Annotated in this window: 14 protein-coding genes and 1 riboswitch; of the genes, 6 read left to right on the forward strand and 8 right to left on the reverse strand. The window is 69.1% G+C overall.

Translation table 11 applies throughout. From position 1 onward, the window contains the following. Positions 1-548, reverse strand: a 548-nt coding sequence (locus M6444_RS03020) for a MurR/RpiR family transcriptional regulator (RefSeq protein ID WP_298322991.1), incomplete at its 3' end; no start/stop codon positions are given. Positions 549-760: 212 nt separating this feature from the next. Here M6444_RS03020 and M6444_RS03025 point away from each other — a divergent pair. Beyond that, positions 761-1,777 (forward strand): BadF/BadG/BcrA/BcrD ATPase family protein, encoded by a 1,017-nt coding sequence (locus tag M6444_RS03025; RefSeq protein WP_298322994.1) that lies wholly within the window; start codon positions 761-763, stop codon positions 1,775-1,777. A gap of 13 nt (positions 1,778-1,790) precedes the next feature. On the opposite strand, the gene M6444_RS03030 is transcribed toward M6444_RS03025, so the two are convergent. The 3 genes from M6444_RS03030 to M6444_RS03040 all read right to left on the reverse strand — a co-directional run bounded on the left by M6444_RS03030 (position 1,791) and on the right by M6444_RS03040 (position 4,226). Beyond that, entirely contained in the window at positions 1,791-2,015 is a 225-nt protein-coding gene (locus M6444_RS03030) for a hypothetical protein (RefSeq protein WP_298322997.1), read from the reverse strand. Positions 2,016-2,111: 96 nt separating this feature from the next. Continuing rightward, positions 2,112-3,386 (reverse strand): serine hydroxymethyltransferase, encoded by a 1,275-nt coding sequence (gene glyA, locus M6444_RS03035; protein WP_298323000.1) that lies wholly within the window; start codon positions 3,384-3,386, stop codon positions 2,112-2,114. Between the two features lie 36 nt (positions 3,387-3,422). After that, positions 3,423-3,529, reverse strand: a riboswitch (ZMP/ZTP riboswitch). A 25-nt stretch (positions 3,530-3,554) separates the two neighbouring features. After that, positions 3,555-4,226 (reverse strand): GNAT family N-acetyltransferase, encoded by a 672-nt coding sequence (locus M6444_RS03040; protein ID WP_298323002.1) that lies wholly within the window; start codon positions 4,224-4,226, stop codon positions 3,555-3,557. Positions 4,227-4,286: 60 nt separating this feature from the next. On the opposite strand from M6444_RS03040, the gene M6444_RS03045 reads away from it, so the two are divergent. From M6444_RS03045 to M6444_RS03055, 3 genes are all read left to right on the forward strand, one after another. After that, positions 4,287-5,060, forward strand: coding sequence for a glycerophosphodiester phosphodiesterase family protein (locus tag M6444_RS03045; RefSeq protein WP_298323004.1), 774 nt, complete (start codon positions 4,287-4,289; stop codon positions 5,058-5,060). A 64-nt stretch (positions 5,061-5,124) separates the two neighbouring features. Beyond that, positions 5,125-5,655 carry a VanZ family protein gene (locus tag M6444_RS03050; RefSeq protein WP_298323007.1) on the forward strand — a complete coding sequence of 177 codons (531 nt, stop codon included), beginning with the start codon at positions 5,125-5,127 and terminating at the stop codon, positions 5,653-5,655. A gap of 91 nt (positions 5,656-5,746) precedes the next feature. Continuing rightward, positions 5,747-6,157, forward strand: coding sequence for a hypothetical protein (locus M6444_RS03055; RefSeq protein WP_298323010.1), 411 nt, complete (start codon positions 5,747-5,749; stop codon positions 6,155-6,157). Positions 6,158-6,181: 24 nt separating this feature from the next. Here M6444_RS03055 and M6444_RS03060 read toward each other — a convergent pair whose 3' ends face one another. Next, positions 6,182-6,676 (reverse strand): peptide deformylase, encoded by a 495-nt coding sequence (locus M6444_RS03060; RefSeq protein WP_298323013.1) that lies wholly within the window; start codon positions 6,674-6,676, stop codon positions 6,182-6,184. A gap of 68 nt (positions 6,677-6,744) precedes the next feature. Here M6444_RS03060 and M6444_RS03065 point away from each other — a divergent pair, with 68 nt between their 5' ends. Further along, a complete protein-coding gene (locus tag M6444_RS03065) occupies positions 6,745-8,202 on the forward strand; it encodes an MFS transporter (protein ID WP_298323015.1) in 1,458 nt (485 codons plus the stop codon). 165 nt (positions 8,203-8,367) lie between these two features. After that, complete coding sequence (locus tag M6444_RS03070) at positions 8,368-8,757, forward strand: RNA polymerase-binding protein RbpA (RefSeq protein WP_298323018.1); 390 nt, start codon at positions 8,368-8,370, stop codon at positions 8,755-8,757. A 103-nt stretch (positions 8,758-8,860) separates the two neighbouring features. Here the strand turns inward: M6444_RS03070 and M6444_RS03075 are convergent, their stop codons facing one another. The 3 genes from M6444_RS03075 to lnt are packed head-to-tail and all read right to left on the reverse strand — an operon-like array spanning position 8,861 to position 11,645. After that, positions 8,861-9,370: an FxsA family protein gene (locus tag M6444_RS03075; protein WP_298323021.1), complete on the reverse strand. Its 510-nt coding sequence runs from the start codon at positions 9,368-9,370 to the stop codon at positions 8,861-8,863. Further along, positions 9,367-10,110 carry a polyprenol monophosphomannose synthase gene (locus M6444_RS03080; RefSeq protein WP_298323024.1) on the reverse strand — a complete coding sequence of 248 codons (744 nt, stop codon included), beginning with the start codon at positions 10,108-10,110 and terminating at the stop codon, positions 9,367-9,369. Before M6444_RS03080 ends, M6444_RS03075 begins: the two co-directional genes overlap by 4 nt. Beyond that, positions 10,107-11,645 carry an apolipoprotein N-acyltransferase gene (gene lnt, locus M6444_RS03085; protein ID WP_298323025.1) on the reverse strand — a complete coding sequence of 513 codons (1,539 nt, stop codon included), beginning with the start codon at positions 11,643-11,645 and terminating at the stop codon, positions 10,107-10,109. Before lnt ends, M6444_RS03080 begins: the two co-directional genes overlap by 4 nt. Positions 11,646-12,083: the final 438 nt, after the last annotated feature.

Genomic DNA, 12,083 nt, shown 5'->3' on the forward strand with positions numbered 1-12,083 from the left:
TGCAGGCACAGCTGCATCGAATCGGCGACCAGCGCGCTGCCCCCGATGCCGTAGACCTCGACGCGCCCGGCACTGGCGACGGCGTCGGCGGCACGTTCGATCTCGGCGAGGTCGATCTGGGCCGCGGTCTCCTGAATAGCCCGGATGTCGGCGGTGGTGATCAGCCCGAGCAGTTCCTGCAGCGAGTCGGTGGGCATGATCTCGCGGCCGATGTCGATCTCCCACCCGGCCACCGCCGAGGACCGTCCGGTCTCCTCGGCCATGGCCAAGCGCAGGTCGGCATAGCCGGGCAGGTCGAGTGCCCGGCAGAAACGGGTGACCGTCGCCGCCGAGGTTCCGCTGCGCTCGGCGGTCTCGAGGATGGTGGCCCGCGCGACCACGGCGGGAGCCGACAGCACCTGCTCCCCCACTCGCTGCAGCGCTGCGGGCAGCTCCGGCAGCGCGGCGCGGATCCTGGTCAGGACCGAACCGTTGTCGGAGTTCTCGGTGTCACCGTGGTCGTCCGACCCGCCGTGACCGGGCGCGTCGGGCGGTACTGTTCCCCTCACCACACGCACCGCCTCCGTCAGTGGTCCCCGGGTCTTCCGCTGTGGGGGCATCCTGCCGCCATGTCAGCTGCTGATGGTCGTCAGTTTCGCCATATGGCCATCAGCGTACGTTCGTGAGAATTCTTTCTAGCATGTGCGGGATGTCAAGCGTTTGGCCAGAGTTTGCTCAAGCGTGATAGTCCTGCAGCCACCACGAGACCGAAAGGACGGCTATGACGGCACCGGCTACGCGTCTTGCGCTGGGTATCGACATCGGCGGGACGTCGACCCGTGCGCTCGTCATCGGTCTGGACGGCATCCGCTACGGATTCGGGCGAGGGCCGGGTGCGAATCTGACGTCGCATTCGCTCGAGCACTCCCTCGACGCGATCTCCACGGCCCTGGCCGACGCGCTGCGTGACGTGGATCCGCGCCACGTGGTCGCGGCGGTCGTGGGATCGGCCGGGGATCGCAATCTCGCTGTCCCGGAGGTCGCCGACGCGTTTGCCCAACGCTGGCATCGGGCCGGGCTGAGCTGCCCCTACGACATCGTCGCCGACGCGCTCGTCGCCTTCGTCGCCGGTACGGCGTCGCCCGACGGCACGCTCGTGCTGTCGGGCACGGGCTCGCTGGCCGCTCGGGCCGAAGACCGCCAACTGGTCCACATCGCCGACGCGCACGGCTGGTTGCTCGGCGACCTCGGGTCGGGGTTCTGGCTGGGGCGCGAAGCGGTCCGGGCCACGCTCGCCGCCCTGGACCGGCGGGTGGCGCCGGGTCCGCTGGGCCGCCATGTTCTGCAGACCCTCGTCGGAGAGGTCGAGCCAGGCCGGCCGCCCCGCCAGACCGCAGGTGACCTCGTCCTCGCCGTACACAGCCGCGCACCCGTGCTGCTCTCGGAACTGGCTCCGCTGGTCGATCAGCACGCCGGCGACGACCCCGAAGCACGCCGGATCCTGCACGAGGCAGCTGATCATCTGCTGCATTCCGCCGGTATCGTTCGCCCGCCGGGGGCCACCAGCCCGCTGGTGCTGGCCGGTTCTCTCCTGACCACCGACACCGAACTCGCCAAGCTCGTGGTGCCCCGGTTGTCCGCTCGGTGGCCGCAGGCGGCGATGTCGACTGCTCAAGACGCTGTGGCCGGCGCGGCGTGGCTGGCCGCGATCACCGCCGGCCGACTGGACGACGACGAGGCGGCGCGGTTGCACCAGGTGCTTCTGCCCGCCGCGCATGCGGCGCCTGCCGGGCGGTGACCACGCGGCGGCTTCAGCGCCGTGCGTTGCGTGGATGGTTCTTGCCCATCCGTTCGTTGCCGCGCTTGAAGTTGCCGGTCCAGCGCGCCATCACCAGCTGCGGGTCGTCGGCCTCCACTTCGGCCAGGAAGGCCGCGGCGCGACCGCGGCGCAGCGTGACAGCCACGCGGCCCCGGTGGGTGATGATCACCGTACCGTCCGAGCGCGTGTGGTGGGCGAACCCCTCCGGTACCGGCATCCGATCATGTTCGCACACCACACCCGAAGGCAGCGCGCTCGATCCGGCGGCGAGCGCCGCGGATCGAGCGCACCACCTGCTCGGTTCGGCTTCAGCTCATCGGTCGAGCCCGGGCGTGGCGAACCGTCCGGTCAGCTCGGTCACTTCGCCTCGCACCCGAGTGATGGTCGCATCGACGGCGTCGGGATCGGCAGCGGCCGCGGTGACGACCTCGTCGAGCCAGCGCGCCACCTCGCGCATCTCTGCTTCCTTCATGCCGCGGCTGGTCAAGGCAGCCGTGCCCAGCCGCAGGCCCGAGGGGTCGAACGGCTTGCGGGGATCGTAGGGCACCGTGTTGTAGTTCGCTTCGAGACCGGCGTTGTCCAGATGCTTGGCCGCCGGTTTCCCGCCTATGCCTTTCGATGTCAGGTCGATGAGGATCAGGTGGTTGTCGGTGCCGCCGGACACCAGATCGAACCCGCGCGCCATCAGCTCGTCGGCCAGTGCCGCGGCGTTGGCGACCACCTGCGCGGCGTAGTCACGGAACTCCGGTTGCGCGGCCTCGCCGAGGGCGACGGCGATGCCAGCGGTGGTGTGGTTGTGCGGGCCGCCCTGCAAGCCGGGGAACACGGCCTTGTCGATCGCCTTGGCGTACTGCTCGTTGCTGAGGATCATCGCGCCACGAGGGCCGCGCAGCGTCTTGTGAGTCGTCGTGGTGATGATGTCGGCATGCCCCACCGGTGACGGGTGCGCGCCCCCGGCGACGAGGCCGGCGATGTGTGCGATGTCAGCCACGAGCACGGCGCCGACCTCGCGTGCGATCTCGGCGAAGGCGGGAAAGTCGATGGTCCTCGGGATGGCCGTCCCGCCACAGAAGATCAGCTTGGGCCGTTCGGCCAGAGCGGTCTGGCGGACCTGGTCCATGTCGACGCGCCCGGTGTCCTTACGCACGTCGTAATGGACGGCGTTGAACCAGATCCCGGTGGCTGACACGCTCCACCCGTGGGTCAGGTGCCCGCCCATGGGCAAGGCCATGCCCATGACGGTGTCCCCCGGGGCGGCCGTGGCCAGGTACACGGCCAGGTTCGCCGGCGAGCCCGAGTACGGCTGGACGTTGGCGTGCTCGACGCCGAACAGCGACTTGGCTCGCTCGACGGCCAGCGTCTCGATCTGGTCGATGACCTGCTGGCCCTCGTAGTAGCGCCGGCCTGCGTAGCCCTCGGAGTACTTGTTCGTCAAGACCGTGCCGGACGCCTCGAGGACGGCCGCGGAGACGTAGTTCTCCGAGGCGATCAGTTTGAGTGTCTGCGCCTGGCGCTGCTCCTCGGCGGAGATCAGCTCAGCGAGCTGCGGGTCGGCGGCGAGCAGGGCGTCGGGCTTGGTGGCGGTCATGGCGAAAGCCACATCCTCTCCGTTGTCCGGCTGTCTGCGCAGCACCCAGGCGCGCGGTGCCACAGCGGTCTGCTTCCTGGTGGTCGGTTCCACCTCGGCTCGCCCGCGCTGCCGAGCCGATTGCGCCAGTCGCGACGCGCTTCACTCTAGCGGGTGGGTGAGACGCCGTTACGGTGCCGCCTGGCTTCGTTGCTCCTGCGGGTGCGTGGCGATGACGATGTCGGCGACGACCTGCCAGCCCAGCGCGGCATAGAGCGCTCGGCCGTCGACGGAGGCGATCAACACGCCGTGCGCTGCGCCCTGCGAGACGGCCGCGGAGGCCAACGCGCCCATCACGAGCCGGCCGAGCCCGCGACGGCGGTACGACGGCATCGTGAAGATCCGGTCGGCGACCGCGTCGCGTCCCACGACCGCCAGCTGCCCCTTCGCGGCGAGGCTTCCGTCGGTCGTCACGACCTCGACGACGTGGACGCCCGCCCGAAAACTGTGCACCAGCTCGAGGCCGTCGGGTGGTGACGTGGCCGGCGGATGGCCGGCGAGCGGTCGGGTCATCAGCCACTCGGGCTCGCGATGGACGTAGCCGGCCTCGCGCACGAGGCGCTCGGTGGCCTGGCGATCGCTGGTCGGCAAGGTGACCCAGTGGTCCGGGTGGCCGGTCAACCGGTCGAGCAGGGCGGCGTGCACCCCGGGCGCGTCAGCCAATGCCACATGTTCCACCTCGCGGCCCGGGTAGGCCACGTGCACGGTGATCGAGTCGGCATCGGCGCCCAGCATGCGATAGCCCCGCGACGTGGTCCAGCCCGCGTGCCAGCGTGTCATCAGCGCTGCCAGGTCGGTCATCACGCCCACCATCATGGGGCACGACGTCGAATCTCCGAGCGGGCATGGCACCCTGACGATGTGCCGCCCACCCACCCGTTCTTCGACCACCCCGGGCCGCTGGCCATGGCCCACCGGGGATTCTCCACCGACGGGCTCGAGAACAGCATGACGGCCGTGGCCGCGGCGGTGGACTTGGGCTATCGCTACGTGGAGACCGACGTGCGCGCCACCCTCGACGGGGTGGCCGTGGCCTTCCACGATGCCACCCTCGACCGTGTCACCGACGGTACCGGAGCTGTGGCCGAGCAACCCTGGAGCCGGGTGCACCGTGCTCTGATCGGCGGGCGGGAGCCGATCCCGACCGTGGAGGAGTTGCTGGGAACCTGGCCCGACCTGCGGCTCAACCTGGACGTCAAGAGTGATCCGGCTGTCGGGCCGCTGGCGCGGGCGATCGAGCGGACCCGCTCGCATCAGCGCGTCTGCGTCGCCTCGTTCTCCGACGCCCGGCGCCGCGCCGTACTGCGCCGCTTGACTGCGCCGGTGGCCACCTCGGCCGGCCTGCACACGGTCGCGATGTTCCGGGCGGCCTCCGCGCTGCGACTCACCCCCGTGCTACGAGCCGGCCTCCGCCGCATCGACTGCCTGCAGGTCCCCGAACGTTTCCGGTTCATCGACGTCGCGACCGCGGCCGTGGTCGCCGATGCACATGCCGCAGGCCTGCAGGTGCACGTATGGACGGTGAATGAGGCGAGCCGGATGAACGCCCTGCTGGACCTCGGGGTCGACGGCATCGTCACCGACCGAGCCGACATCCTGCGTGACGTGCTCACCGCCCGCGGTGCGTGGTTTTGAGGCACGATGTGCCGACGACGTGTTGCGCGATGGCGCTTCGACTCGCGGAAGGAAGGGGTGGGAAGTGTTTCGCGAGGTCCCGGTGCTTCCGGTGGTGGTTCCCGTTGCTGCAGCGATCTTCCTGACTCTGCTGTGGTACCTGCACCGGCGCGACCGCCTCTCGGTACCGCGTGCCGTCGTCGCGCTCGCCCTGTGCGTGTACGCCGCCGGAGTCGTCGCGAACACCGTGTTCCCGATCTTCTTGGACAAGCCCTCCCGCAGCGCCTTGTGGGAGGTCTACCTCGTGCCGCTCGCGGACTACGAAGTCGGCGACGCGGTCATGAACATCCTGGTCTTCGTACCTGCTGGGATGCTGGTGCCGCTTCTGGTCGCGCGAGCGTCGTTGTGGCGGGTGGTGACCGTGGCAGCGGCGTTCAGCCTGACGATCGAAACGGCTCAACTCATCACGGGCAACGTCTTGGGTGGCGGCCATGTGGCCGACGTGAACGATCTGCTCTTCAACGTGGCCGGCGCCGTGCTTGGGTTCGGCCTGTTCTCCATGCTGTCGCGGGTGCCGGGCGCAGCCGCTCTCATCAACCCGTTCCGCTGGCGCTGATGAACAGCCTGCGGCTCTAGGCGCGCCTATCACGATCCGCTTGTGGATCGCACCTGGCGATCCACAAGCGGCGTGTCCGAAGCTCACGCCCATGACGAACAGATTCCGCCTCGACGACGAGGCCGCGGTCCGTACCAATCTCGAGCTGCTCGCCCAGCAGGGGGATCTCCCGTCCGGGTCCCTGCTCGTCATGCTGGGCGATGCGCACTCACGCATCGTGATCGCGGTGGCCATCGACGACGTCCCGCCCGATCCACCGCAGGACGAGCGAGTCAGCCTGCTGGGTCCCTTCCTGCGTCAGGTCCGCGAGCATCCTGACGTGCACGGCGCGCTGCTCGTCGTCGCACGTGCTGGCAGCGCCCAGGTCGGCATGAGCGACTTGGCCTGGCATGACGCGTTCGACGGCTCGAGCCGCATCGCCGGGCTGACCGCGCACGGGGTGTATCTGGCCACGCCGTCGGGGGTACGGCGGGTCTCCCCTCGCGCCCGGGAGGCGGCATGAGCTCGCCCAACTTAGCGCCGGCGGTCAGGACTCGAACCAAGCGGCGCGCCGAATCGCGCGCATCGCTCCCCGTCGCGTCGACGGCTCGAGCCGATGCACGTACACGATGCCGTCCAGATGATCGGTCTCGTGCTGCAGGCACCGGGCGAGTTCGCCCTCCCCCTCGACCCGGACCGGCTCGCCGTCGGCGTCGAACCCCTCGACGGCCGCGTAGGCCGCACGCTTGGTCGGATACCACAGGCCCGGCACCGACAGGCAGCCCTCATCGCCTTGTTGCTCTCCCGACGTCGCAACGACCACCGGGTTGAACACCACGCCACGCTTGCCCTCCAACCCGTAGGAGAACGCACGCAGCGGCACACCGATCTGTGGGGCCGCCACTCCGGCGCGGCCCGGCAGGTCGAGCGTGTCGAGCAGATCCTGGGCCAGCGCCCTGCTCACCTGGCCGAACTCCTTCACCGGCTCGGCCACCGTGCGCAGCACCGGGTCTCCGTACAACCGGATCTCGCGAACCGCCACCGTCGTCCCTTCTCCTCGCCTGCCTCAGCTGCTGGCGCCAGCCGTGCGCTGCCCGATACCGTCCGCTCGTGACCGACGCCCTCGCCCCTCCTGGACCACTGAGCGACACCAGCCAGCGATCCCGCGAGCACCGCTCCTGGTACTTCTACGATTGGGCGAACTCGGCCTTCGTCACCACCACGGCCACCGTCTTGTTCGGACCCTATCTGACAGCGGTCGCCGAATCCGCAGCGTGCGGCGAAGCCGGCACACCGCAGAGCCCGTGCCATGGCGACCTGTCCGTGCTCGGCCTGCCGATCGCCGCGGGTTCGGTCGCACCCTATGCGGTGACGTTCGCCACCTTGCTGTCGGCAGTGCTGTTGCCCCTGGTGGGAGCGATCGCCGACCGCACCTCACGCAAACGGCACATGCTCGCCGGGTTCGCCTGGATCGGCGCCGCCGCAGCGGCGTGCATGTTCTTCATCACCGGGTCGAACTGGGCTCTCGGCGTCGGGCTGCTGGTGATCGCGACCATCTGTCTTGGTTCGTCGCTGGTCGTCTACGACGCGGTGCTCGTCCAGATCGCGCATGAGGACGAGCGCGACCGTGTCTCCAGCCGTGGTTGGGCGTTGGGCTACTTGGGCGGCGGGCTGCTGCTCGCGGTGAACCTCGCGATCGTGACGCTCGAGCCGTTCGGGCTCAGCCGGGGCGAGTCGGTCCGGGTGTGCCTGCTGTCAGCCGGGCTGTGGTGGGGGGTGTGGACGATCATCCCGTTCCGCGGCCTGCGCGACCGCCCCGTCACCGGGGCCGTGGAGGTCACCGCGGACGGCGAGACACCGGGCATGATGCGCCAGGCCTTCGGTCAGCTCGCCACCACCGTGCGCCACGCTCGCGGCTATCCACAGACATTGCTCTTCCTGGGTGCCTACCTGCTGTACAACGACGGCATCCAGACCGTGATCTACGCCGCTTCGATCTTCGGCAACCGCGAACTCGGATTGAGCGAAGACGTTCTCATCGTGGCGATCCTGATGGTGCAGTTCCTGGCCTTCGCCGGTGCCCTTCTGCTCGGCCGCCTCGCCGAACGGTTCGGCAACATCTCGGTCGTCCTCGCCAGCCTGGTGGTGTGGGTGCTCGTCGTGGTCGTCGCCGGCTACTTCCTGCCGGTCGGCGCAGTGGTGCCGTTCTTCGCCCTGGCCGTGGCCATCGGGCTGGTGCTGGGCGGTAGCCAGGCACTGTCGCGATCGATCTACAGCCTACTGATCCCGAAGGGCAAAGAGGCGGAATACTTCAGCCTGTATCAGGCCGCTGAACGCGGCACGAGCTGGTTCGGCACTCTCGCCTTCGGGGTGGCCTACCAGCTCACCGACTCCTACCGATCGGCGATCCTGGTGCTCATCGCGTTTTTCGTGGCCGGTTTCGCCCTTCTGGCCAAGGTCGACATGCGACGTGGGATCATGGCGGCCGGCAACGAACTGCCTGCACGGCTGCGGCCGGAACCACCGGCGCCGACCGAGCCCGGGCGACGGGGCGGTTCGCGGCGGTGAGCAACATCACCCGCGTGGAGTTGCGAGATCACCGCGAACGCGGAACATTGCTCTCGGCTCATCCGTTGTCACCTGTGTCGTTGTTTTGCCAGTGGGTAGTACATCGAAAGACCGTTTGACCGACGTCTCGTCCTAGGGGCAGGCAGCCCCGGAAGGGTTACACACATGTCCGAGCGTTCCACCCTGCGCGGCTCGCGCCTTGGGGCACCGAGCTACGAGGACGAGCGCGGCGTCGAGTTCGCTGAACGTCAGACGGTGGCTTACAGCTGCACCGCAGGCCACCGGTTCGAGGTGACGTTCTCGACCGAGGCTGAGGTTCCCGCGCTCTGGGATTGCCCCCGGTGTGGCGGCGAATCCTTGCGCGTGGCCACCGACCGTCCCGAGGAGGCGCCGATCAAGCCGGCGCGGACGCACTGGGACATGCTCCTCGAACGCCGCTCCATCGAGGACCTCGAAGCTCTGCTCGACGAGCGCCTCGAATTGCTGCGTTCCGGCCTCATTCCCGGCGCGGCGCACCTGGCGAACCGCTCGCGCGGCCGTAAGAAGACCGCCTGAGCCGACCAGTACCCGGCTCACCGCTACCGCCTCCGGTCCACCATGGCCGGGGGCGGTAGCCGTTCGTGCCCAGTTGAGTTGTGTGTCCGGTTGCCGGGCCGCGTCAGGGCGTCGGGTCGTCCGGCGTGCGCGAGTCGACGACTTCGCCTTCGATGACCGGCCCGTGCCGGGTCGCTTGCGAGACCCCTCCGCCGCCGGGCGGCCTGCCGGACGGGAAGGTGCGCAGCGCGGCCGCCGACAGCCGCCGTCCCACGCTCTTGCGGACCGGCGGGATCAGCAGCACCAGAGCGCAGATGTCGGTGACGAACCCTGGCAAGGTCAACATCACACCGGCCAACATGCGTACGCCGGTCCCCGCGATGCGCTCCGATGCTCCCGCGGCAGCTTCCTCGGTGTCGTCGAACCGCCCCTGCGCCACAGCCTCACGCAACGATGCCCACGCACGAAAGCCTTCGAAGCGCAGCACCGCCAAGCCGATGACGCTGGTGGAGAGCAGGAGCAACAGCGCCCAGCCGAATCCGATCCACCGTGCGACCATGACCAGCGCGACGAGTTCGAGAACCCCGATGGCGAAGGGGCCGAAACCGCGCAATCCGCGCCCGGTGGTGTTCATCGCGCCTGTCCGTCCCGCCAGGCACGCATCTGTGCCGCCCGATGCGACGCGCCCCAGCGCAGGATCCGCCAGAACGCCTCGCGGACGATCGTGCTGTCCATCTTCGACTCTCCCTGCTCCCGCTCGACGAACGTGATGGGAACCTCGATGATCCGCAGCCCGGCACGCTGTACCCGCCAAGCCATGTCGACCTGAAAGCAATAGCCCTGCGACGCGACCCCGTCAAGGTCCAGCGTACGCAGCGCCTCGGCACGGTAGGCGCGGAAGCCGCCGGTGGCATCGCGCAAGGTGGTGCCCAAGGCGAGCCGGGCGTAGAGATTTCCGGCCCGCGACAGCGCTTCGCGCCGCCACGGCCAGTTGACCACCTGTCCGCCGGGCACGTAACGCGACCCGAGAACCAGGTCGGCCTGCTCAGCAGCGTGCAGCAACCGGGGCAGTTCTTCGGGTTGATGTGAGCCGTCGGCGTCCATCTCGACCAAGATGTCGAATCCTCGCTCGAGGCCCCACCGGAACCCGTTGATGTAGGCCGCGCCGAGCCCCTGCTTGCCGCCCGGGCGGTGCAGGACGTTGACGTGGTCGTCGAGCTCGGCGATCTCGTCGACGATGGCGCCGGTGCCGTCCGGTGACGAGTCGTCGACGACGAGCAGGTGCGCCTCGGGCACCGCGCTGCGGGTTCGCTCGATGGCCTTGCCGATGGTCAAGGCTTCGTTGTAGGTGGGCACCACGACCAGTACGTTCACCGTGCACCTGCTTCGGCCAGCGTCGGCTCGGCCGGTTCGCCGGCCGAGTGGTTGCGGTCTCGCCGCGCACTCATGATGACCAGGACGACCACGCCCACGCCCATCGCGGTCAGCACCCATTCCGGCCAGACCCCGATGTCGGTGGCCAGCGTGGTCTCGTGGATCAGGGGAACTTCGGTGATCATGATGTCGCGCGTGAAGAGCTCGGCCCGTTCGGTGACCTCGCCGTTCGGGGCGATGATCGCGCTGACACCGGCCAGTGCCGACACGATGACGGTGCGGCCGTGTTCGAACGCGCGCAGGCGCGACTGCGCCAGCTGTTGTTCGGTCATCTCGGTGTAGCCGAATGTCGCGTTGTTCGTCTGGACGGCCAGGAACTCACCGCCCGCGCGCACGGCGTCGCGGACGATCCCGTCGAAGGCGACCTCGAAACAGATGACGTCGCCGACCGTGGCGCCTGCGACCTCGAAGATGCCGATCTTGTCACCCGGCAGGTGGTCGCGCGGTTGGCTCTCGACGGCGTCGGTGATGCGACTGGCGATGCTGCGGAACGGGATGTACTCGCCGAACGGCATCGGATGGCGCTTGACGTAGGACTCCCCCGGTCCGGTGTCGGGGTCCCACAGGATCGAGGTGTTCTTGACGTTCTGTTGATCTTCGGTGGGGATGATCGCGCTGATCAGCACCGGGACGTCGATGGCTTTGACGGCGCTGTCGATGGAGTCGTAGGTGGCGGGATCGTGGAAGGGGCTGATGTCGGAGGAGTTCTCCGGCCACAGCACCATGTCCGGGCGGGGCGTCTGGCCGGCTTCGACGGCGGCGGCGAGCTCCTTGGTCGCCTCGACGTGGTTGTTCGTGATCACTCGCGCCTCGTTGTTGTAGTCCAGACCTGGACTCGGAACGTTGCCCTGGATCACAGCGACGGTGATCGACTCGCCGCTGCCTTGCAGCGGCTGCACCAGCAAGGGGGCGACCACCAGGGTCGCCGCTCCGGCCACGGCCACCCCGCGCAACCACCACCGGCGGGTCACCACCGCCCAGGCCACCAACCCCCCGCTGAGGGCGACGAGGAAGGACAACCCTGGTGAGCCGCCGAGGGAGGCCACTCCGAGCATCGGGCTGTCGGCCTGCGAGAAGGCGAGCTTGCCCCAGGTGAAGCCGCCGTAGGGGATGCGGCCCCGGATCGCTTCGTCGGCGACCCAGATCGCCGCGGTCCACACCGGCCATCCGGGCACGCGCTGCACGAGCGTCAGGCCCATGGTCAGCGGGATGAAGAACAGCGCCTCGAAGACACCGAGCAGCAACCACGGCACCGGGCCGGTCTCCATGCCGGTCCAGTGCAGCATCGGTACGAAGAAGCCGAGGCCGAACAGCAGGCCCAGCCAGGCCGATCGCTTCAGCGGCTGGTCTCGGACCAGTAGCGCCACCGCGGCGGGGACGAGGATGGCCAGGAACCACAGGTCGAACGGCGGGAATGCGCCGATCAGCGCAACGCCGAGAAGCACCGCCCCTGCGCCGCGCGCGAGATGACTCACGTGTGGAACTCCGTCCGATCCGCTGCCTTCGGCCGATGAACGGCCACACCGCCGTCGTTCGAGTGTGTTGCCGTTGAGACGACCGTACAACGTCCGACCGGCCGCCTGAGTGCCCGTGATGTCCCGAACAAGGACGCAGCCCGGCCCCACCCTTCGGACCGGGCCGCGGGCGCCGCTGGATGCGGCTCGCGGACCGTTGTCTACTGGGCGGGCCGGGCCCGACCTCGTCTCACCCCGTGCCGCAGCGGACAGCGCACAGGCGAGGCGTGCGAGCGTGGGCCTGGCTCTCGAAGGATGCCCGACTTCCCGGTGGAAAGTCGCCCCTCGACCCCGGTCGCACCACCCACCCAGGCCACTGACCCGAGCGGTTCGTCCGCTGGTGGACTTCTGCGACTGTGCTGCACCGATCCGTAGGTGTCAAGCCACGCTCTGACCTGC

This window comes from Haloactinopolyspora sp., assembly GCF_027324685.1.
Lineage (GTDB): Bacteria > Actinomycetota > Actinomycetes > Jiangellales > Jiangellaceae > Haloactinopolyspora.

What these genes read in the sequence shown, in the direction of transcription:
- M6444_RS03075 (WP_298323021.1), bottom strand. Translation starts at nt 9,370, where the DNA reads ATGAACACCACCGGGCGCGGATTGCGCGGTTTCGGCCCCTTCGCCATC.
- M6444_RS03070 (WP_298323018.1), top strand. Translation starts at nt 8,368, where the DNA reads ATGTCCGAGCGTTCCACCCTGCGCGGCTCGCGCCTTGGGGCACCGAGC.
- glyA (WP_298323000.1), bottom strand. Translation starts at nt 3,386, where the DNA reads ATGACCGCCACCAAGCCCGACGCCCTGCTCGCCGCCGACCCGCAGCTC.
- M6444_RS03040 (WP_298323002.1), bottom strand. Translation starts at nt 4,226, where the DNA reads ATGACCGACCTGGCAGCGCTGATGACACGCTGGCACGCGGGCTGGACC.
- M6444_RS03030 (WP_298322997.1), bottom strand. Translation starts at nt 2,015, where the DNA reads ATGCCGGTACCGGAGGGGTTCGCCCACCACACGCGCTCGGACGGTACG.
- M6444_RS03055 (WP_298323010.1), top strand. Translation starts at nt 5,747, where the DNA reads ATGACGAACAGATTCCGCCTCGACGACGAGGCCGCGGTCCGTACCAAT.
- M6444_RS03025 (WP_298322994.1), top strand. Translation starts at nt 761, where the DNA reads ATGACGGCACCGGCTACGCGTCTTGCGCTGGGTATCGACATCGGCGGG.